Origin of the sequence: Actinoallomurus acaciae (assembly GCF_042429965.1) — a bacterium.
GTDB classification, from domain to species: Bacteria; Actinomycetota; Actinomycetes; order Streptosporangiales; family Streptosporangiaceae; genus Actinoallomurus; species Actinoallomurus acaciae.
Window position 1 is genome coordinate 1 of the sequence record NZ_JBHLZP010000093.1, and the last position, 21,473, is coordinate 21,473.

17 protein-coding genes, 1 tRNA gene and 1 pseudogene are annotated in these 21,473 nt (G+C 69.1%); 12 read left to right on the plus strand and 7 right to left on the minus strand.

The features are described 5' to 3' along the window. Positions 1–617: IS630 family transposase (locus ACFFNX_RS15125; protein WP_378201330.1), on the plus strand; the 617-nt coding region annotated here is incomplete at its 5' end. Here ACFFNX_RS15125 and ACFFNX_RS15130 read toward each other — a convergent pair. Then, positions 614–1,390 carry a cytochrome c oxidase assembly protein gene (locus ACFFNX_RS15130; RefSeq protein ID WP_378201333.1) on the minus strand — a complete coding sequence of 259 codons (777 nt, stop codon included), beginning with the start codon at positions 1,388–1,390 and terminating at the stop codon, positions 614–616. The genes ACFFNX_RS15125 and ACFFNX_RS15130 overlap by 4 nt on opposite strands. Continuing rightward, positions 1,390–1,929, minus strand: a complete 540-nt coding sequence (locus tag ACFFNX_RS15135) for a DUF2243 domain-containing protein (protein ID WP_378201336.1) — start codon at positions 1,927–1,929, stop codon at positions 1,390–1,392. Before ACFFNX_RS15135 ends, ACFFNX_RS15130 begins: the two co-directional genes overlap by 1 nt. 210 nt (positions 1,930–2,139) lie before the next feature. Here ACFFNX_RS15135 and ACFFNX_RS52375 point away from each other — a divergent pair, with 210 nt between their 5' ends. Beyond that, entirely contained in the window at positions 2,140–3,078 is a 939-nt protein-coding gene (locus ACFFNX_RS52375) for a sigma-70 family RNA polymerase sigma factor (RefSeq protein WP_446678516.1), read from the plus strand. Positions 3,079–3,493: 415 nt separating this feature from the next. On the opposite strand, the gene ACFFNX_RS15150 is transcribed toward ACFFNX_RS52375, so the two are convergent. Beyond that, positions 3,494–3,823 carry a plasmid stabilization protein gene (locus ACFFNX_RS15150; protein WP_378201339.1) on the minus strand — a complete coding sequence of 110 codons (330 nt, stop codon included), beginning with the start codon at positions 3,821–3,823 and terminating at the stop codon, positions 3,494–3,496. 184 nt (positions 3,824–4,007) lie between these two features. Here ACFFNX_RS15150 and ACFFNX_RS15155 point away from each other — a divergent pair. From ACFFNX_RS15155 to ACFFNX_RS15175, 5 genes and pseudogenes are all read left to right on the plus strand, one after another. After that, positions 4,008–5,051 (plus strand): annotated as a pseudogene (locus ACFFNX_RS15155) (alcohol dehydrogenase catalytic domain-containing protein); the annotation flags it as partial. Between the two features lie 190 nt (positions 5,052–5,241). Then, complete coding sequence (locus ACFFNX_RS15160; protein ID WP_378201342.1) at positions 5,242–6,207, plus strand: TIGR03557 family F420-dependent LLM class oxidoreductase; 966 nt, start codon at positions 5,242–5,244, stop codon at positions 6,205–6,207. 17 nt (positions 6,208–6,224) lie between these two features. Next, on the plus strand, positions 6,225–7,235 hold the full coding sequence (locus ACFFNX_RS15165) for an SDR family oxidoreductase (protein ID WP_378201345.1): 1,011 nt from the start codon (positions 6,225–6,227) through the stop codon (positions 7,233–7,235). Beyond that, a complete protein-coding gene (locus tag ACFFNX_RS15170) occupies positions 7,232–7,570 on the plus strand; it encodes a hypothetical protein (protein WP_378201348.1) in 339 nt (112 codons plus the stop codon). The genes ACFFNX_RS15165 and ACFFNX_RS15170 overlap by 4 nt, the downstream gene beginning before the upstream one ends. 12 nt (positions 7,571–7,582) lie before the next feature. Continuing rightward, positions 7,583–8,443 carry an alpha/beta fold hydrolase gene (locus ACFFNX_RS15175; protein ID WP_378201351.1) on the plus strand — a complete coding sequence of 287 codons (861 nt, stop codon included), beginning with the start codon at positions 7,583–7,585 and terminating at the stop codon, positions 8,441–8,443. 17 nt (positions 8,444–8,460) lie between these two features. Here the strand turns inward: ACFFNX_RS15175 and ACFFNX_RS15180 are convergent, their stop codons facing one another. From ACFFNX_RS15180 to ACFFNX_RS15190, 3 genes are all read right to left on the minus strand, one after another. Beyond that, positions 8,461–9,561, minus strand: a complete 1,101-nt coding sequence (locus ACFFNX_RS15180) for an enolase C-terminal domain-like protein (RefSeq protein ID WP_378201354.1) — start codon at positions 9,559–9,561, stop codon at positions 8,461–8,463. After that, on the minus strand, positions 9,558–11,354 hold the full coding sequence (locus ACFFNX_RS15185; protein ID WP_378201357.1) for a thiamine pyrophosphate-requiring protein: 1,797 nt from the start codon (positions 11,352–11,354) through the stop codon (positions 9,558–9,560). Before ACFFNX_RS15185 ends, ACFFNX_RS15180 begins: the two co-directional genes overlap by 4 nt. 146 nt (positions 11,355–11,500) lie before the next feature. Next, positions 11,501–14,302: an FAD-binding and (Fe-S)-binding domain-containing protein gene (locus ACFFNX_RS15190; RefSeq protein ID WP_378201360.1), complete on the minus strand. Its 2,802-nt coding sequence runs from the start codon at positions 14,300–14,302 to the stop codon at positions 11,501–11,503. A gap of 126 nt (positions 14,303–14,428) precedes the next feature. Between ACFFNX_RS15190 and ACFFNX_RS15195 the strand changes: the two genes are divergently transcribed. After that, positions 14,429–16,141 (plus strand): glycoside hydrolase family 15 protein, encoded by a 1,713-nt coding sequence (locus tag ACFFNX_RS15195; RefSeq protein ID WP_378201363.1) that lies wholly within the window; start codon positions 14,429–14,431, stop codon positions 16,139–16,141. A gap of 440 nt (positions 16,142–16,581) precedes the next feature. Then, positions 16,582–17,922, plus strand: a complete 1,341-nt coding sequence (locus ACFFNX_RS15200; RefSeq protein ID WP_378201366.1) for a recombinase family protein — start codon at positions 16,582–16,584, stop codon at positions 17,920–17,922. 150 nt (positions 17,923–18,072) lie between these two features. Here ACFFNX_RS15200 and ACFFNX_RS15205 read toward each other — a convergent pair. After that, positions 18,073–18,158: transfer RNA gene (locus ACFFNX_RS15205), tRNA-Leu, on the minus strand. 158 nt (positions 18,159–18,316) lie between these two features. Here ACFFNX_RS15205 and ACFFNX_RS15210 point away from each other — a divergent pair. The 3 genes from ACFFNX_RS15210 to ACFFNX_RS15220 form a co-directional block, all read left to right on the plus strand. After that, a complete protein-coding gene (locus tag ACFFNX_RS15210) occupies positions 18,317–19,624 on the plus strand; it encodes a M20/M25/M40 family metallo-hydrolase (RefSeq protein WP_378201369.1) in 1,308 nt (435 codons plus the stop codon). 173 nt (positions 19,625–19,797) lie between these two features. Next, on the plus strand, positions 19,798–20,502 hold the full coding sequence (locus ACFFNX_RS15215; RefSeq protein WP_378201372.1) for a hypothetical protein: 705 nt from the start codon (positions 19,798–19,800) through the stop codon (positions 20,500–20,502). 122 nt (positions 20,503–20,624) lie between these two features. After that, a partial coding sequence (locus ACFFNX_RS15220; protein WP_378201375.1) for a chaplin family protein occupies positions 20,625–21,473 on the plus strand: 849 nt, incomplete at its 3' end.

The window sequence follows — 21,473 nt, forward strand, 5'->3', positions numbered from 1 at the left end:
GCCGGGTTCGGCGGGCGGGGACGGGAAAACCGGCGGCCGAAAGGCCGCACGGCGTCCCGTCCCCGACCCAACAGATCCAGGCCCTGGACCGGTTGGCGCCGGTGCTGCCGATGATGCCGGGCATGCCCGAACGCCGCACCCACGACTACCTGCGGCAGGGCATCACCAGCCTGTTCGCCGCGTTCAACATCGCCGATGGCACCGTCATCTCACAGCTCCACCGCCGTCACCGCGCGACCGAGTTCAAGAAATTCCTGGTCAAGATAGACAAAGTCGTGCCGGCCGACCTCGACGTTCACCTGGTCTGTGACAATTACGCTACCCACAAGACCCCCGAGATCCAGACCTGGCTCGCCCGCCATCCCCGCTTCCACGCGCACTTCACCCCGACCGGCTCATCATGGATCAACCAGGTCGAACGCTGGTTCGGCTACCTCACCGACCAGATGATCCGCCGCGGCGTCCACACCAGCATCCACGCACTCGAAAGCGACATACGCACGTGGATCAAGACCTGGAACGAGGACCCCAGGCCGTTCGTGTCGACCAAGACCGCCGAGGAGATCCTCAATTCATTAGCCGAATATATCGCCAAGATTTCCGGCGCAGGACACTAGCAGACGGGGACCGGGACGAGGCGGCGCGCCGGGCGCGAAATCGTGACCGCGGCAGCGGCGAGCAGGAGTTCGGCGATGTCTCCGCCGTAGTACATGAGCTCGGCGCCGCCACGGACCTGGGTGATGGGGCCGTGTACGTCGATGAGGAACCCGCCGTACATCAGCTGGGCGATGGTGGCGTGCGCGGCGACGGCCACGCCGAGAACGACCAGCCGTGCCGTGAGGCCGGGTCGTGCGGGCGCCGGGTCGGGACCGGCGATGACCCAGCAGAACAGGCAGCCCGACAGGAGGAAGTGCGCATGCGGCAACCAGTGCGCGTCCGGCCGGGCGGCGACGGCGTTGTAGGCGGGGGTGAAGTACAGGACGGCCAGGCCGCCGGTACTCAGGATCAGGGCGGTGACCGGATGGGTCACAGGCCGCAGGTACCGGCTGCGCAGCACGTGGGTCAGGCGTCGAGCGTGGTGTACGGGCAGCGCGCGGAGCAGCACCGTGATCGGGGCACCTGAGACCAGCGCCAGCGGCGCGTACATGCCGATCAGGAGGTGCTGGAGCATGTGGCCGCGGAAGTCCTCGTGCGCGAATGGTGCGATCGGCGGGAGCAGAGCGGCGGCCAGCAGGACACAGCCGGTGAGGAACGCCGCCGTACGCCACCGTGACCACGGCCGTACGCCATGCCGGGTGAGGAGGAGATACGTGACCGCGAGCAGCACGATGCCCGCCATCGGCGGGACGATGCTCCAAAGTCCGTACGCGGGCATGGGCGGGCCGTGCATCAAATGGTCCGCTCAGCGGGATCGTCGGCGAAGCCGCCGGTGCGTCGCAGGAGATGGCCCGCGGCCACGAGCACGGCTCCGAGGACGAGGAAGCCGATGTCCCACCAGATCTGCCGAGGGCCGCCATGTACGTGATGGATGCCCAGGATCTGGTGGTCGATGATGCCTTCGACGAGATTGAACAGCCCCCAGCCGGCCAGAATCCAGCCCCACAGCACGCGGGAGGACCACACCTCCCGTCGCCGATGGGTGACCCGGGAATACAGGACGGCCAGGCCGGTCAGTACGGACAGCCAGCACACGACGTGGAAGAGGCCGTCCCACACGGTGTTCATCCTCAGCCCGGTGACGGTGTGCGGGTTGTAGTACCTCACGCCGATGTTGTCGGTGTCGGTGCTGGTGAGCATGTGGTGCCACTGCAGGATCTGATGGAGCAGGATGCCGTCGACGAACCCGCCGAGCCCCACCCCCAGCAGAATGCCCGGCAGCCCCAGACCGGCCGGCCGGGCATCCCGGACGGCCTGGTCCTGTGCGCGCATGGTCTCCCCTTCGTACGGACATCGGGGGGCCACGGTCCTCTCAGCCCGCTACCCGGCTCTCGAACGGGGCAACCTCGGTCGGCTCGCCTGTCGTGGCGCCTTGCGTTCGTTGTCCAGCGGGTCGACTATGGGGCCAGTGCTTGGGCAACGACGCCGCCCTGCTGCTGACGCGTCAGATGACCCGTCTTCCACGAGCAGAGGGATATGAGCATGCCCACACGCACCGGTTTCGATGATGGTCGCGCCGAAGAACTCCTGGAAGAACTCGCGGTGACCTCGGAGCGGGATCCCCGATGGGAGCAGCTCCGCTCTGAACTCGTACGGATCCACACACCTCTGGTCCGCCACGTCTGCCGTCGCTACACGGGCCACAGCGAGCCCCGGGAGGACATTGAGCAGGCCGCCATGCTCGGCCTGGTCAAGGCGATCAACCGGTACGACCCCACGTACGGGGGAAAATTCTTGGCGTTCGCCGTGCCCACCATGGTCGGCGAGGTCAAACGCCACTTCAGGGACCACACCTGGGCTATGCGCATGCCCCGCCGTCTGCAGGAACTCCGTGTCGCCCTGCGCACCGCGCGGCAGGACTTCATCCACGCGAACGGCCGTCCGCCGACCATTCCAGAGGTCTGTGAGCTGCTCGGCATCACCGAAGAGGAGGCCATCGAGACCATCGGCGCTGCCGACGCCTACCAGACGATCTCCCTGGACGTCCCGGCCTCCGAAGACGACGACAGTGCCGCCGTCGGCGAGCTCCTCGGGAGCGATGATTCTCAGCTCGAGATGGTCCTGGACCGCAGCGCGCTACGGCCGATGCTGGAGAATCTGCCGGAACGCGAGCGTACGATCCTGCTGCACCGGTTCTACGGAAACAAAACCAGGCCGAAATCGCTGATCTTCTCGGCATCTCCCAGATGCACGTCTCCCGGCTCATCTCCAGGACCCTTGCCCAACTGCGTCGCCAGCTCCTCCAAGACGCCTGATCCGGCCGAAAAGGCTCCGCGTCCTATGCGGCAGGGCCCCTGTAAGCATCCGTTCCGCACAGGCCGTCGATACGGTCGCCAGATATGTCCAGTGCGCCTAGGACGGCGCGTAACTCCGCGCGTTCGGCGCCGGTCACCGCCGCACCGTGGGTACGCAACGCGGTGATCAGTTCATCGACGGCCCGCTCCCATCGCCCAGCGGCGGCCGAGGTGTGGACCTGCTCAACCGTCCGTGCCGGGAGCCGGCCCGCAAAGCGTCCCGGCAGGCGGCGCATTGTCGCGGCGAGCTCCCGCTGCTCTTTGCGCGTCTTCGCGATCCTCAGTTCGTATCGGTGACGAGGGGCCGAGCCACCGGCCAGACCGAGGAACTCCAGTGCCTCGTTGAATACGCTCATCACAGCTCCCGGATTCACAAGCGACACTTGCCGACAGGCGGCGGCTATCACGAACTAGCCAAAGGCGACGCGACTGAATCCCAACATCCGTCGATGAATATGCCACGAAGCACGGCGTCCGGTCGTCCAGGCGGAGACGTCGTTGAGCGGTGGGCCGTCGGGCCTTCGCTGTCAGAGTTCGCCAAGTTACTTGCTGAGAGCGTCCTGGAGCTGTTTCTTGTTCATGTTCGAACGGCCTTTGATCCCGCGGCGTTTGGCCTCGGCGTACAGCTGGTCCTTGGCCTGGCCGCGAGGTCCGGGTTTGCCCGACCTCTTGCCGCCGCGTTTTTGAGGAGACATGTCGCGGGTCGAGGTCTTGCTGGCCTGCTTGGACTCTCCGGACTGGGCGCGGTTCTTGTTGACCGTACGGGCGGCGATCTCCTCCGCGCGGTCTTCGCTCTCACCACGGTCCTCGGCCGAGGACTTGATGTGCTCGTACTGCCGTTCGCGTTTCTTACTCCATTGCTGTCGCGGCATGACCACCTCCAGGTAGGGCCCGGCTCACTGCTTCGGGCCCTACCCCGGGGTAGGAGGACCATTCGGAACAGGGGCCGCGATGTGGGTTCCCCGGATGCGGGGGTAGCGGGAGCCGACCGGCAGAGACCGCGCCGGCGCGTCCAGGCGACTCGGGCGGGAGCCGGCGGGATGAAGGGGAGCGGCGATGAAGGCACTGGCGTGGCACGGCAGGCGCGACGTACGCGTCGACGAGGTGCCGGACCCAAGCATCAAAGAGCCGACGGATGCCATCATCCGGGTGACGACGACCGCGATCTGCGGCTCGGACCTGCACCTTTACGAGGTGCTCGGCCCGTTCATCGACGAGGGTGACATCCTCGGGCACGAGCCCATGGGCGTGGTCGAAGAGATCGGTGCAGAAGTCATCCACATCCGGCCGGGCGACCGGGTCGTGATCCCGCTCAACATCTCCTGTGGCCAGTGCTTCATGTGCGACCGGGGAGCTGTACGCCCAGTGCGAGACCACCCAGGTCCGCGAGCAGGGCACCGGCGCGGCACTGTTCGGCTACACGAAGCTGTACGGTCAGGTGCCCGGCGGCCAGGCGCAGTTCCTCCGCGTACCGCAGGCGCACTTCGGGCCGATCAAGGTGCCCGAGGGGCCCGCGGACGAACGGTTCGTCTACCTGTCCGACGTGCTGCCCACCGCGTGGCAGGCCGTCGAGTTCGCCGAGATCCCCGAGGGCGGAAGCGTCACGGTCTTCGGCCTCGGGCCGATCGGCCAGATGTCCGCCCGCATCGCCCGCCACCTCGGTCATCGCGTGATCGGAGTGGACGGCGTCCCGGAGCGCCTGGAGATGGCCCGCCGCCACGACATCGAGGTGCTCGACGCGTGGCAGTGCGACGACGTGCCCGGCGCCGTACGCGCCTCACCGACGGGCGGGGCACCGACGCGGTCATCGACGCGGTCGGGATGGAGGCCCACGGCTCGCCGAACGCGAAGATCGCCCAAAGCCTGACCAGCATGCTGCCCGACGTCGCCGCCGGAGCGCTGATGAAGAAGGTCGGCATCGACCGTCTCGCCACGCTCTACCAGGGCATCGAGACCGTACGCCGCAGTGGGACGCTGTCGATCAGCGGGGTCTATGGCGGGGCGGCGGACCCGCTGCCCATGCTGCAGATGTTCGACAAGGGCATCCGCCTGCGCATGGGCCAGGCACACGTCAAGCGCTGGATCGACAGGCTCATGCCCCGCACTGTTTGTCGCCAGGCGGCCTGGGTAGCGCGAGCGGTGTTCCAGGAGTTCGTCGGAGGGCTACAGCACCGAGACGGGCGGGTGGCGAAACGCCGGCCGGTCGAAGTCCTCATCCACCATCCGCGCGGAGGCCGTCCGGGCCCAGGCTTGGACGGTCGCCCGATCGACCCTTGGGGGAGATTCGTAGATGACCGCCTTCGGCTACACGATGATGTGTGAGCAGGCAGCGCCTGACCAGCTTGTCCGTGATGTGCGGTCGGCCGAGGAGGCCGGCTTCGACTTCTCGGTGATCAGTGACCACTACCAGCCGTGGCTGGCCTCGCAGGGCCACTCCGGCTATGTCTGGTCGATCCTGGGGGCCGCCGCTCAGGCCACGGAGCGGATTCCGTTGATGACCTTCGTGACCTGCCCGATCATGCGGTACCACCCGGCCGTGGTGGCGCAGAAGGCGGCGACCGTGCAGATCCTGTCGGGCGGACGGTTCCGGCTCGGGCTGGGCGCGGGGGAGAACCTCAACGAGCACGTGGTCGGCCGGCGCTGGCCGATGTCCGGCGTACGCCACGAGATGCTCGCCGAGGCACTCGAGGTGATCTCCGCCCTGTTCGACGGCGGGAACGTCAACCACCGCGGCACCCACTTCGACGTCGAGCAGGCCAAGCTGTGGGACCTGCCCGAGACACGCGTGCCGATCGGTCTGGCGGTGTCCGGCAAGAGGTCGTGCGGGCTGGCGGGGGAGAAGGCGGATCTGATGATCGCCACGGAACCCCGCGCCGAGCTCGGCGAGATGTTCGACGCCGCCGGCGGCGCCGGTAAGCCCCGGGTCGGGCAGATCGCACTCGCCTACGACACCGACCGGGACGCCGCGGTGAAGCGGGCGCACGAGCAGTTCCGCTGGTTCGGCCTCGGCTGGGCGGTGAACGCCGACCTGCCCGGCGCGCCCGGCTTCGAGTCCGCCACGCGGCACGTCACCCCCGAGCAGGTCGCCGAGGAACTGCCCTGCGGACCGGACGTCGATGAGCACGTCCGCAAGATCAAGCCCTTCATCGACGCGGGCTTCGACGAGATCGCACTCGTCCAGATCGGCGCGGAGGCGCAGGGGAAGTTCTTCACCTGGGCCGAACGCGAACTCCTCCCGGCCCTGCGCGCCTTGTGATCACGGAGGTGAGTGGCATGGGCGACGCTCGAGTCGTGGTCGTCACCGGCGCCAGCGGCGGCATCGGCCGTGCGACGGCGCGGCTGTTCGGCGCCCGGGGCGCCAAGGTCGCGTTGCTGGCCCGCGGAGAGACGGGCTTGGAGGCCGCCTCGGAGGAGGTATGCGCGGCCGGCGGTGAGGCGCTGCCGATCCCGACCGACGTGGCCGACTTCGAGCAGGTACGCGCCGCCGCCGAGCGTACCGAAGCGGTGCTCGGGCCGATCGACGTGTGGGTCAACGTGGCGTTCAGCTCCATCTTCGCCGAGTTCACCGACATCGACCCGGCCGAGTTCAAGCGGACCACCGAGGTGACCTACCTCGGGTTCGTGTACGGCACCAAGGCGGCACTGGAGCGGATGCTGCCGCGCGACCACGGCACCATCGTGCAGACCGGGTCCGCCCTGGCCAAGCGGGGTATCCCGCTCCAGTCGGCGTACTGCGGCGCCAAGCACGCGGTCCAGGGCTTCCATGAGTCGCTGCGCACCGAACTGCTGCACCGGGGCGGCAACGTCCGGGTGACGATGGTGCACATGCCCGCGGTGAACACGCCGCAGTTCGACTGGGTCGCCTCCCAGTTGCCGGAGCAGGCGCAGCCCGTACCCCCGATCTACCAGCCGGAGGTGGCCGCGCGTGCCCTGGCGTACGCGGCGGATCATCCCGAGCGGCGTGAGTACTGGGTCGGCGGCAGCACGGTCGCGACGTTGCTGGCCAACCGGGTGATCCCCGGTCTGCTGGACCGCTACCTCGCGCGTACCGGATTCAAGTCCCAGCAGACCGGCCGGCCGCGCGATCCGCATCAGCCCGCGAACCTCTGGCGGCCCGCGGACGGCAAGGACGGCCGTGACTACGGCGCGCACGGAGGATTCGACGACCGCGCCCACGATCGCAGCGTCCAGATGTGGGCCGCGCAGCATCGCGGCGTACTGGCGATGGCGGCCGGTGCCGTGCTGGGCGCGGCCGGCGCCGGCCTGCTGCGGAGGCCGGTGTGAGGCGATCGCTGCCCGTGCTGCGTCTCGCCTGGGGAGGACTCCTGGTCACCGCACCGCGTGCGGTGCTGCACGTCCTGTCCGGGCGCGCGGCGACGGCCTCACAGGTGCCGGTGATGCGCGTTCTCGGTGCTCGTCACGTGGTGCAGGCCGCCGTCGAGCTGGCCCGGCCGACGCCGCGGGCGTTGCGCGCGGGCGCGGCCGTCGACCCGTTGCACGCCTCCACCTGCGCCGTCGCCGTCTCGCCGATCTGGCGACGCCCGGCCCTGGTCGACGGGACCGGCGCGCTGACCCTCGCCACCGCCGGGCTGATGCAGGCGTCGCGGGCGAGACCCTGAAGGGGCCGAGCCATGTTCGAAGGCTTCGATTCCACGCTGGTCCAGGTCGAGGACGCATCGATCTTCGTCCGCCATGGCGGGCAGGGACCGCCGGTCCTGTTGCTGCACGGCCATCCCAGGACCTCCGCGACCTGGCATCGCGTCGCCCCTCAACTGGTCGAGCGCGGTTTCACCGTCGTCTGTCCCGATCTGCGAGGGTACGGCCGGTCTCGTGGCCCGGCGCCGACAGCAGATCACGTCGGCTACTCCAAGCGCGCGGTCGCGGGCGACATGGTCGCGGTGATGCGTTCGCTCGGCCATGCCCGGTTCTCCCTCGCAGGGCACGACCGCGGCGGAAGCGTCGCACTGCGCCTCGCGCTCGATCACCCCGGCGCGGTGACACGAGTGGCGTTGGTCGACTGCCTGCCCATCAGCGAGCACCTGTCCCGCATCACGGCGGAGTTCGCCATACAGTGGTGGCACTGGTTCTTCTTCGCCCAGCCCGACATTCCCGAGCGTGTCATCAATGCCGACCCCGACGGCTGGTACCGCGGCGACCCACGGAGCATGGGGCAGGAGAACTACGACGAATGGCGTGAGGCCACGAGGAACCCCGAGGTAGTTCGGGCGATGCTGGAGGACTACCGAGCGGGTCTCACCATCGACAAGCACCACGAAGAGGCCGACCGGACCGCCGGGGTAAGGATCGGGTGCCCCGCGCTGATCTTGTGGTCACTCCAGGACGACCTCGAAGATCTCTACGGCGATCCGCTGAAGATCTGGCAGCAGTGGGCACCCGACGTGCGTGGCCACGGAATCGACTCAGGGCACCACGTCGCGGAGCAAGCCCCGGACGCGCTCGCGGCCTCCCTGGGAGACTTCTTCGCCGGCTGACGGCCAGGCGCCATATATCAGGGCGTGACCTGGTAGGCGGCCGCGTCGGTGTGGCGGAAGGTCAGGCCGTGGCCCGGGATGTCGGAGCGGGGCCGGATGGCGCCGCCGTCCGGGTTCAGGCAGCCGTCGAAGAGCATCGACTCGATGCGTACGTGGTCGTGGAACCACTCCAGGTGGCGCAGGTTGGGGGTGGCCGCTGCGGCGTGGGCGTGCAGGTGTGGCGCGCAGTGGCCCGAGATCTGCAGGCCGTACGCGGCGGCCACCGCGGCGACGCGGAGCCATTCGCTGATGCCGCCGCAGCGGGACACATCGGCCTGCAGGCAGTCCACCGCACCGGCCTCGCACATCCGCCGGAAGTAGGTCAGGTCGTAGCCGTACTCGCCGGCCGTGACGTCCGCCGTCACGGCGGCGCGTACGGCGGCGAGCCCGGCCAGGTCGTCGGAGGAGACGGGTTCCTCCAACCAGCGCACGTCCAGGTCGGCGGCCTCGCGCATCACGCGGACGGCCTGCTTGGCCGTGTACCCGCCGTTCGCGTCGACGTACAGCTCGACCCCGGGACCGATCACTTCGCGGGCGCGGCGCATGCGGGCCAGGTCGCGGTCCGTCCGGGTGCCCCAGGACTCGCCGATCTTGATCTTCACGCGGGGGATCCGCCGGGTCCAAGCGGTGAGCTGCTCGGTGAGCCGCGCGTCGTCATAGGTGGTGAAGCCGCCGCTGCCGTACACCGGCACCTCGTCGTGCACCGCCCCGATCAGCCGGTGCAGCGGCACGTCGAGCAGCCGCGCCTTCAGGTCCCACAACGCCACGTCGACGGCGGAGATCGCGTACCCGACCGCGCCCGGCCGGCCGTCGTTGCGGACCGCGCGGATCATCGCCTGCCAGGTGCCGGTGACGTCCAGCGCGGACCGCCCGCGCAGCACGTCGGCCAGCCGTTCGCCGATCTCCGCCGCGCACGCGGCCGGTCCGTATGTCCAGCCCGTCCCGACCTGGCCGCCCGCCCGTACCTCCGCCAGTACCAGCGTGGTGGCCTCCCAGGCGAGCGTGCCGTCGGCCTCGGGCGCGTCGGTCGGCACGGTGTACGCGCTCGCGCAGACCGATTCGACAGGCGGGTCGATCACTTGTCGTCGCGGTGGGGCAGGAACTCCTGGATCTTGGTCTTCACGCCTTCGCGGATGAGGCCCCAGCGGTTCTCGTCGCCCTGCAGGATCGCCTCGGCGGAGTCCTTCATCTGCTCGAACGTCGCGTGCGGTGGGATGGGCGGCACGTCCGGGTCGACGTGCACATCCAGGACGGTCGGCCGGTCGGCGGACAGCGCGCGTTCCCAGGCGCTTGCGATCTGGTCGGGTTTGTCCACGGTGATGGCCTGGAGGCCGAGGCCGGCGGCGAAGGCCGCGTAGTCCACGTCCGGCAGGGTCTGGGACTGGGGGAACTTCGCTGCGCCCTGCATGGCGCGCATCTCCCAGGTGACCTGGTTGAGGTCGTTGTTGTGGAGCACCGCCACGATCAGCCGCGGGTCGGACCAGTCCTGCCAGTAGTGCTTGATGGTGATCAGTTCGGCGAGCCCGTTCATCTGCATCGCGCCGTCGCCGGCGAACACGATCGCGGGCCGGTCCGGGTGGGCGAACTTGGCGCCGATGCCGTACGGCACGCCCGGGCCCATGGTGGCCAGCGTGCCGGACAGTGAGCCGCGTACGTCGTCGCGGAACCGTAGGTTACGGGCGTACCAGTTGGCGGCCGATCCGGAGTCGGCGCTGATGATGGCGCCTGCGGGCAGCCGTTCGGACAGCTCGTGGAACAGCCGCATCGGGTTGATCGGAGCGGCGTCGACCATGGCCTCCATCTTCATGGTCTCCCACCAGCGCTCGACGTTCGCCTCGATGCCCTCGCGCCAGGACCGGCTCTCCTTGCGCTCCAGCAGCGGGATCAGAGCGCGCAGGGTCGCCGCGGCGTCGCCGACGAGGTTCACCTCGTACGGGTAGCGCATCCCGATCTGCTTGGCGTCGAGGTCGATCTGCACGCCCCGCGCCTGCCCGAAGGACGGCATGAACTGGCTGTAGGGGAAGCTGGAGCCGACGGTGAGCAGCGTGTCGCAGTCGTTCATCATCTCGTAGCTCGGGCGTGTGCCCAGCAGCCCGATGGAGCCGGTGACGTAGGGGAGCTCGTCGGAGAGCACGTCTTTTCCGAGCAGCGCCTTGGCGACGCCGGCGCCGAGCAGGTCGGCGACCTGCATGAGTTCCGCGCGTGCGCCGCGTGCGCCCGCGCCGGCCAGGATCGCGACCTTCTCACCGGCGTTCAGCAGGTCGGCCGCCTTGCGGATCGCCGCGTCCTCGGCGGCGACCTGTGGCCATTCGATGCCGAGGCTGGAGGGCACCATCTTGAACGCGTGCCCGGGCGCGGAGTACTCCAGCTCCTGCACGTCGGCCGGGATGATGATCGCGGTGGGCGCGTGTTCGGCCAGGGCGACGCGGATCGCCCGGTCCAGCACGTTCGGCAGCTGTTCGGGCACCGTGACCATCTGTACGTAGTCGCTGGCCACGTCCTTGAACAGGCTCAGCAGGTCGACCTCCTGCTGGTAGGAGCCGCCCATCGCGCTGCGGTTGGTCTGACCCACGATGGCGACGACGGGAACGTGGTCGAGCTTGGCGTCGTAGAGGCCGTTGAGCAGGTGAATGGCTCCCGGCCCCGACGTCGCCGCGCAGACGCCCAGGCCGCCGCTGAACTTGGCGTACCCCACCGCCTCGAACGCGCTCATCTCCTCGTGCCGCGCCTGGACGAACATCGGCTCATCGCCCGCGCGTCCCCACGCGGCCAGCAGTCCGTTGATGCCGTCACCGGGATAGCCGAAGACCTTTTCGACCCCCCAGTCGCGCAGGCGCTCCAGAATGTAGTCAGCCACGGTCTTCGACGCCATGATCCACTCCTTCTCAGCATCAACTCAAGGTCAACGAGGGTGCCTGCCGGCACCGACCCGCCTGCTGCGTCGCTGGTCGAGACGCTTCCATGAATCCGCCTACCCCCGCGATCCGGCTTCTACCGGCAGGACGCCCCAGCGCGCCGTCACAGCAGAATCTCGGCGAGCAGTTCGGCGAGGTGAACCGGCCGCGCCGACGTACCGGACTCGATCTGGGTGCGGCAGGAGAATCCGTCGGCGAGGATCCGGTCGCCGGGGTCGGCGTCGCGCACCGCCGGCCACACGCCCAGTTCGGCGGCTCCGGTGGACACCTCGTAGTGGCCGCGTTCGAAGCCGAAGTTGCCGGCCAGCCCACAGCAGCCCGCATCGAGCACCTCGACCTGGACGCCGACGCGTTCGAGGAGCTTCCTGTCGGCCTCGAAGCCCCAGATGGCGTGCTGGTGACAGTGCGGCTGGGCGAGCGCGCGGATCCCGGTGCCCGGGACAGGCGCGGTCGGGACCCGGTCGGCGAGCAGCTCGGCCAAAGAGACCGTCTGCTCGCTCAGCAGCTTCACGTCCGGATCGCCGTCGAGGAGCTCGGGTGCGTCGGAGCGGAACACGGCCGTGCAGCTCGGCTCCAGCCCCACGACCTTCACACCGTTCCGCAGCCGGGGCGTCAGCGCCGCGACCGTACGTCCCAGGACGCGTTTCGCGGTCGCGAGTTGTCCCGTTGAGATCCAGGTCAGTCCGCAGCACAACGGCACGGGGGGGACCTCCACCCGATACCCGTACGCCTCCAGCAGGCGTACGGCGGCCTTGGCGGCATCGGGGTGGAAGTTGTTGGTGAAGGTGTCCGGCCACAGCACGACCGGCTCACCCTCCACGGCGGGACGCCGGTCGGCGAACCAGTCGGTGAACCGGTCGGTCGTGAAGCGCGGCAGGTCACGGCGCCGGTCGACACCCCCGGCCAGCTTGACCAGCCCGCTCAGCCCGGGCGCGTGCGTCACGGCGTTCACCAGGCCCGGCGCGGCGGAGGCGAGCCGGGCCCACAGCGGCAGCCAGCCCATCGAGTAGTGCGACGGCGGTCGCGGACGCCAGTGGTAGTGATGGGACAGGAACTCGGCCTTGTAGGTGGCCATGTCCACGTTGACGGGGCAGTCGCCGCGGCAGCCCTTGCACGACAGGCACAGGTCGAGCGCCTCGTGTACGTCCTTGGAACGCCAGCCGCCGGTGATGGTCTCGCCCCGCATCATCTCCATCAGGATGCGGGCCCGGCCGCGCGTGGCGTGCTTCTCCTCCCGGGTGACCCGGTAGCTGGGGCACATCACACCACCGGAACTGGACCGGCACTTGCCGATCCCGACGCAGCGTGCCGCCGCGTGGGTGAACCGATGATGGTCGGCCGGGTAGGTGAAGTGGGTGGCCGGCTCGGCCGGGTGGTAGTCGAGGTGGTCGAGGTTCTCATCCAGCCGGTGCGGGTCGACGATCTTGCCGGGGTTCATCCGCCCGGCCGGGTCCCAGATCCCCTTGAACACCCCGAAGAGCCGTACGACCTCCGCGCCGAACATGATCGGCAGCAGTTCGGCGCGCGACTGCCCGTCGCCGTGCTCGCCCGACAGCGACCCGCCGTAGGAGGCGACCAGCCGCGCCGCCCGCTCGACGAACCGGCGGTACTTCGCCACTCCGTCCGGATCATCCAGGTCGAACGGGATGCGGGTGTGCACGCACCCTTGGCCGAAGTGCCCGTAGAGCGAGGAGTCCTGGTAGCCGAACTCGTCGAGCAGCCGCCGGAAGTCGCGCAGGTAGTCGCCGAGCCGGTCCGGCGGCACGGCCGCGTCCTCCCAACCTTCGTGGGTGTCGGGCTTCCCCGGCGGGTACGCGGTCGCGCCGAGACCGGCCTCGCGCACCTCCCAGACCCGCTCCTCCTCGGCCGGGTCGTCCAGATAGGCGGTGTGGGCGTCGCCGCTGTCGTCGATCAGCCGCTGCGCGCGCCGGTCGGCCTCTTCCTGGGTCTCACCGCCGAACCGTGCCATCAGCCAGCCGGACCCTTCTGGCAGGTCGGCCAGAACGTCCGTTCCAGCGATCTTCTCCACCCGGGCCAGGTCGATCAGCCGATGGTCCAGGCCCTCCAGCGCCAGCGGCTGGAGCGCCGCCGCCTGGGGGACGGCGTCGCCGGCGCTCGCCACGTCCGGATAGCCGAGCACCGCCAGTGCCTGGTACGGCGGCACCGGAAACAGCTTGATCTCCGCCTGCAGGACGGTGACCAGGGTGGACTCGCTGCCCACCAGGGCACGCGCGAGGTCGAAGCCGTTCTCGGGCAACAAAGCGTCGAGGTTGTAGCCGGAGACCCGGCGAGGGATGTCGGGGTACCGGGTCCGGATCAGCGCCAGGTTCTCATCCCGCAGCTCCCGCAACGCCCGGTAGATCTCCGCATGCCGGCCGCCTTCGGCGAGCACGCGTTCGTACTCCTCGTCGCTTGTCGGCCCGACCCACATCCGCACCCCGTCGTAGGTCAGCACCTCCAGCCGGACCACCGAGTCCGCCATCTTCCCGTACGCCTGCGCGGACGCCCCGCAGGAGTTGTTGCCGATCATCCCGCCGATCGTGCAGGTGTCATGGGTCGAGGGTTTCGGCCCGACCATGAGGTGGCGGCCGGCCAGCTCGGCGTTGAGGTCGTCCAGGCAGGCGCCGGGCTCGACCCACGCGCGGCGGCCGTCGACCTTGAGCAGCCGGTTGCAGTACTTCGACCAGTCGATCACCACTCCCTCGTTGCAGCACTGCCCGGCTAGGCTCGTGCCGCCCCCGCGCGAGAACACCGGCACGTCGTGCTCCCGGCAGACCCGTACCGCCTCGACGCCGGCGTCCACATCTCGGGGCACCACCACCGCGATCGGCGTCTGCCGATAATTCGAGGAATCGTGCGCGTACGCCGACAACGACCCCTCATCAACCCGGACTTCACCGTTCACGCAGGTAGCAAGGTCGTGATAGAGCGACATGCGATCCCGCCTACCCCCGAATCCCCGGCCCAAGCAGGCCCCGAGCCAAGATCGGCTCACGCGGTTGAAACCCAGCGCCGGGGTAACCGATCACTCATGGGCACCGAACGTTTCCCGCCGCACGTGCTGCGGGAGTACGCGCTCCTCGCCGACGGGGAGCGCGGCGTCATCGTCGGGCCACGCGGGGAGTTCTGCTGGATGTGCGCGCCGGGCTGGGCCGACGACGCGGTGTTCTCGTCACTGATCGGCGGCGCCGGGGTGTACGCGGTGACACCGCGCGAACGCTTCGTCTGGGGCGGTGACTACGAGCCCGGCACACTGATCTGGCGTAGCCGCTGGGTGACCTCGAGCGGGATCACCGAGTGCCGCGAGGCGCTGGCGTTCCCCGGTGAGCCGGGCCGTGCGGTGCTGCTCCGCCGAATCATCGCCGCCGAGGGCGACGCGCGCGTGCATGTCGTCTGTGATTCCCGGCCCGGATTCGGAGCCTGCAGGCCCTCCTTCCGCGAGTTCCGCGAGGGATGGGAGGGGCAGGGCGGCGGGCTGTACTTCCGCTGGTCCGGGGCCGCCAGCGCGCGACCGGCGGACGGGCTCGAGCTGGAACTGACCGTGCCCGCCGGACAGCACCACGATCTGGTCCTGGAGATCGCCGACCGGCCGCTGTCCGGCGAGCGCCCGAACGCCGATGACGCCTGGGCCGCCACCGAAAAGGCATGGGCCCGTACGGTGCCACAGCTGAACACGATCGCCGACCGGGACGCACGCCACGCGTACGCGATCATGCGTGGCCTGACCAGTAGGGGCGGGGGCATGGTCGCGGCCACGACGACGAGCCTGCCCGAACGCAGCGAGGCCGGCCGCAACTACGACTACCGCTATGTATGGATCCGCGACCAGTGCTACGCGGGCCTGGCCGCCGCCGCGGCCGGAGCGTACCCGCTGCTGGACGACGCCGTACGGTTCGTCGGAGCCCGGCTGCTCGAGGACGGACCGCACCTCAAGCCCGCCTACACCGACACCGGCGGACCCGTGCCCGACCAGCGCCGTCTCGACCTGCCCGGCTACCCCGGCGGCTACGACCGGATCGGCAACCACGTGAACCGCCAGTTCCAGCTCGACGCCCTCGGCGACGCCCTGCTCCTGTTCGCCACCGCGGCCGGACACGACCGGCTCGACACCGACGCCCACCACGCCGCGCGTACCGCCGCAGCCGCCATCGAGGCACGCTGGCAGGAACCGGACGCCGGCATCTGGGAACTGGAGAACCGCGCCTGGACCCACAGCCGGCTCGGCGCCGCGGCCGGCCTGCGCGCCTTCGCCGCCCTGGGGGAGACCCGCTGGTCAGAACTCGCCGTCACGATCGCGGGCGACACGGCGGCCCACGCCACCCATCCCTCGGGCCGCTGGCAGCGGGCACCCGACGACCCGCGCCTCGACGGCGCACTGCTGCTGCCCGCGCTCCGCGGCGCCGTCCCCGCCGACGACCCCCGCAGCCTCCGCACGCTGGAGGCGTACGCCATCGAGCTCACCGACGACGGATACGCCTACCGGTTCCGCCACGACGACCGCCCCCTGGGCCACGCGGAGGGCGCCTTCCTGCTCTGCGGATTCCTCCTCGTGCTGGCCACCCACCAACAGGGCGACCTTCCCTCGGCCCTGCGCTGGTTCGAACGCAACCGCGCCGTCTGCGGCCCGGCCGGTCTCCTCGCCGAAGAGTACGACGTGACCCAACGCCAGCTGCGCGGCAACCTCCCACAGGCCTTCGTCCACGCACTACTCCTCGAATGCGCCGCACGCCTGACCGACCGGTGACGACCCGCCGACGCCAGGCTCCACCCTGAACGGGCCTATAAGGCGTGCACGTGTTTCACAGACTCCCGGGGCCCGAGGGTAGAGATGGCGCTGGGCCTAAACACTCCGATAAGCAACTTGGCGTGCCTTCGCACTCATACAACGTTTAGTGGTCAAAGAAACACAAGAACGCGCTAAATGTCACTAAATAGAAATTTGTGTACAGAAAATGCGGGCAACGAGCGAAGTGCGGCAGGTAATTCTGTCGTTTGCCATATATATGTTTCGTCCTTCGTAGATCCTGGAATCGCAGAGAGTTGTATTAGGTTCGGTGAGAGGCACGAGTTGTGGCTGGGTGGGTGCCATGCCTGCTGGAGCCGCCGACGCAAGATGCTGGCGGCACGCTCCTGGCCTGGGCTGAGCGGTTCGCTGATCGCCCGGTAGTATCCGGAAAGGGTGAGTTGCGTTTCGCGTTCTACGGGCGGGTGTCGACGGAGGATCGTCAAGATCCGGTGATGTCGCGTGCGCGGCAGCAGGATCAGGCCGCTGCCCTCGTCCTTGGGCACGGTCGTATCGTGGCTGAGTTTTTCGATGTGGGGCAGAGCCGGGTTCTGCCGTGGACGCGGAGGCCGGAGGCCGCGGCGCTGGTGGCGGCGATGGCGGATCCTGATCGCGGGTTCGATGCGATCGTGGTGGGGGAGTATGAGCGGGCGTTTTACGGCAATCAGTTCAGTCTGATGGCGCCGTTGTTCGCGCATTACGGCGTGCAGTTGTGGATGCCCGAGGTCGGCGGTCGGGTCGATTTTGAGGCTGAGGGGCATGAGCAGTTGATGATCGGGCTGGGTATCCAGTCCAAACGGGAGATCACCCGTACGCGGATTCGGGTGAGTACCGCGATGGCAACGCAGGTTCGTGAGCAGGGTCGGTATCAAGGGGGCCGTCCTCCCTACGGCTACCGCTTGGTGGACGCGGGTCCGCATCCGAACCGGGCTCATGCCGCCTGGGGACGCCGAGCGCATCGGCTCGAGCCGGATTCTGAGACCGCGCCGATCGTGAAGTGGATATTCGCTCAGCGGCTGGACGGGCACAGCATCGCGCGGATCGCGCGGGCGTTGAACGAGATCGGGATCCCGTGCCCGTCGGCGGCCGATCCAGAACGGAATACGCATCGGTCCGCGCGAGCTTGGCCGTTGACCACCGTGCGGACGATCCTGGCCAATCCGCGTTACACCGGTCGGCAGGTCTGGAACCGGCAGCCTGCCGCTCGTGACCTGATCGATCCGGCCAACACCGGGCTCGGGCATCGGCAGGTGCAGCGGTGGAATCTGCCTGATGGTTGGGTCATCTCCACCCGGCCCGCCCATCCGGCGCTGGTCAGCGAGGCTGATTTCATCGCGGCCCAGAACATCCGCGCCCCGCGCGGTAACCCCAACCCCGATCGGTGCTACCAACTCGCCGGGTTGCTGCGCTGCGGGATCTGCGGGCGCCGCATGGAGTCGTGCTGGGCGAACAACCGTGCCGCCTACCGCTGCCGGCACGGCCACACCAGCGCGTCCAAGACGGATCCGGACCGGCCGAAAAACCTCTACATCCGTGAGGACCGGATCCTGTCCCACCTGAGAGCCCTGTGGGCCTTGTTGTCTGGAGCAGACCTTGAACCAGGCACCGTTCCGCCGACCACCACCGAGATCATCAGCCACCTGCGAACCCAGAAGACCACTTTCACCTACGACCCCGGCACCCACGCTTTACAGGCAGACACCCCGCAGGAGGCGAAGATCACCCTCGACCGCACACGCTGATACGCCCAAAGGCGACCACAGCGCACCGCTCTACATGTGGCGATGACACCGGAGGGAGGTAGAACGAGCACGACTCGATGCCACAGCCGAAGCTGGGCATCGAGAGGCGCTCTGTCATGTCCGGAAATAATTGGACATGTACAAATAGTGTGTCCGAGGGGGGACTTGAACCCCCATGCCCCGTGAAGGGCACTAGCACCTCAAGCTAGCGCGTCTGCCTATTCCGCCACCCGGACGTGGTGCACCGTGCGGTCTCCCGCAGCGGCTGCCACACGATAGCAAATCCCCGGTGATGCCGCGAAGTCGCTGACGGCCGTGCGGGGCGACGTGGGCGTTAAGGGAGGATGGGCCGAGGTCTGCAGAAGCCGCGGAAGCCAACAGGAGGAGGATCACCGTGAGCCACCCTTCGGCGGAGGATGAGGTCGTCGAGCTGTGCAGCGAACTCATACGCATCGACACCACCAATCCCGGTGATCACAGTGGTCCCGGGGAGCGCGAGGCCGCGGAGTACGTGGCGGAGAAGCTCGGCGACGTAGGGCTCGAGCCGAAGATCTACGAGTCGCACGAGAAGCGGTCGAGCGTGGTCGTGCGGATCGAGGGGACCAATCCGGCGCGCGACGCCCTCCTCATCCACGGGCATCTCGACGTCGTGCCCGCGCAGAGGGATGACTGGACCCGCGACCCCTTCGGCGGTGAGATCGCCGACGGCTGTGTCTGGGGCCGTGGGGCGGTCGACATGAAGGACATGGACGCGATGGTCCTGGCCGTCATGCGCGAGCGTCTCAGGCAGGGGAGGCGACCCGAGAGGGACGTCGTGCTCGCCTTCCTCGCCGACGAGGAGGCCGGGGGCACCTGGGGCGCGCACTGGCTGGTCGACAACCACCCGGAGCTGTTCGAGGGCTGCACCGAGGCGATCGGCGAGGTCGGAGGGTTCAGCCTGACCCTCCCGAACGATCAGCGTCTGTACCTCATCGAGACGGCCGAGAAGGGCCTGGCGTGGATGCGGCTGACCGCCACGGGCACCGCCGGCCACGGCTCCATGGTGCACCGCGACAACGCCGTCACGGCCCTGGCGGCCGCGGTCGGGCGGCTGGGGGAGCACGAGTTCCCCATTCAGCTCACGAAGACCGTGAGGGCCTTCCTGGAACAGGTCTGCGAGGCGAACGGGACGGAGTTCGACCCGGACGACGTGGAGAAGACCGTCGAGGACCTGGGCCCGCTGAAGCGGATGATCGGGGCGACACTCAGGAACACCCTGAACCCGACCGTCCTGGCGTCCGGCTACAAGGCGAACGTCATCCCGCAGACCGCGATCGCCCAGGTGGACGGCAGGTTCCTGCCCGGGCACGAGGAGGAGTTCTTCGACACGGTCGACGAGCTGCTGGGAGAACAGGTGAGCCGGGAGTTCGTCCACCACGACATCGCCGTGGAGACCGAGTGGGAGGGGCCGCTGGTCGAGGCGATGGCGGCGGCGCTGCGGGCGCACGACCCGCAGGCGCGTCCGGTTCCGTACTGCCTTTCGGGCGGTACGGACGCCAAGTCGTTCTCGACGCTCGGCATGAAGTGCTACGGCTTCGCACCGCTGAAACTTCCGAAGGATCTCGACTTTTCCGGCATGTTTCACGGCATCGACGAACGAGTTCCGGTCGACGGGCTCCGTTTCGGCGTCCGCGTCCTCGACCATTTTCTCGACCACATCTGAATCAGCCACAATGATCGCTCTCCGTGGTGCTACGGTAACCGACCGTACGGAGCGCACTCGCGCTCCGTGACGGTGGTCAACACCAAGGAGGGCGCGTGGTTGCTGGACGGTCGCGAGTGCGGAGGTTCGCCTCTGCGGTCGCATGCTGTCCGGACACCGTGACGCTCAAGCCGATGGTCCGGCGCCTGCTCACGATGGCGGGCATCGCGATCGCCGGCTGGCTGCTGGGCGTCGCCGGTCACGCACACGCCGACCAGGCGCACGCCGACACCGTTCCGGGTGCACGCCTTCCCAGCGTCACCGCGTCCGTCGAGCACGTGACCGCACTCGCGGACGACGTGCTCGACACGCGTGGTGTCGCCCCGGCCGTGCAGAAAGCAAGCGAAGAAGAAATCGCGAAGCCCGGAGCGGCTCTCACGCCCGCCCGTCCGCCGGCGATCCTCGCCCTGCCACCCGCGGTGAAGGAAAAGCCGCGGCCCCGCACGCCGGTGGGCACGGCTGGCCCTTCTCGGACACAACGGCACGGCGGCGCCGGTTCCCGAGCCGGAGTCTCCGGCGGACCGGTGATCCACATCGGGCCGCACGTCGTAACGGGGGCGTCCGAGAAGGTCTCCACCGATCGCGTGGCGCACAAGCGCGTGTCGCACAAGCGGGTGCACGCGCCGTCCGTCCCGAAGCGGCCGTTGCCGCAGCGGGGGCAGGAGCTGCCCTCGTCCGCCGGCAGCGACGGTTTCGGCGGCTTCCATCTGGCCGGGGTTCGCCGCAGGACCGAGCCGGTCACGGCACTCAGCCGTCCCGCCATCCCCATCCTGCGCACCGGCGTGCTCCCCCCGGTCGTCCGCACCGCGGCGGACGAGCCCTCCTTCTCCCCTGACTAGACCCCACCACCGGTCCGCACGCATGACACGGACCGGTTATCGGCACGCCCGCGGTCCAGGCGGTCGTGCCGTACCACCCCGAGAAGTTGTTCGGTCAATCCTGTCCAAATGAGGAGCAATCAATGCGTAAGTGGGCGAAGGGCGCCGCAGGCGCCACCCTGCTCACCGCGAGCTTCGTCGCGTTCGGGGCCGTTCCGGCCCTGGCCGACGGGACCAACGGCGACGGCAGCATCCTGGGAGGTAACCAGGTCAATGCCCCGATCTCCGTTCCGGTTAACATCAGCGGCAACTCCGTCGCGGCCCTCGGCCACGCGGTCGCCGGGTCCCAGGGCGGTGCGGCGGTGAACGGCTACCGCGCCAGCGGTGGTCACCGCCACACCTCGGGCCGCGGCAGCATCGGCGGCGGCAACCAGATCAACGCGCCGATCACCGCTCCGATCAACGCCTGCGGCAACGCGGTCGCGGCCATCGGCGGCTCGCTGGCCGGCTGCCGGGGCGGCGCGGCGGTGAGCGGTTACCGCCTCGGCGGTGGTCACAGCCACACCTCGGGCCACCACAGCATCCTCGGCGGCAACCAGGTGAACGCGCCGATCACCGCGCCCGTCAACATCTGCGGCAACAGCGCCGCGGTGATCGGCGACGCGCTCGCCGGTTGCCGGGGCGGCGCCGGCGTCGCGCCGAGCGCCTACCGCATCAGCGGTGGCGGCCGTACGTCCGGGCGGCACAGCATCCTCGGCGGCAACCAGGTGAACGCGCCGATCACCGCGCCCGTCAACGTCTGCGGCAACGCGATCGGCAACGCACTGGCCGCCGGCTGCCGGGGCGGCGCCGTCGTCAGCGGACCGGGCGGATACCACGGCTTCCACGGCCGTACCTCCGGCGCGTACAGCATCGGCGGCGGCAACCAGGTGAACGCGCCGATCACCGCGCCCGTCAACGTCTGCGGCAACGCGATCGGCAACGCACTGGCC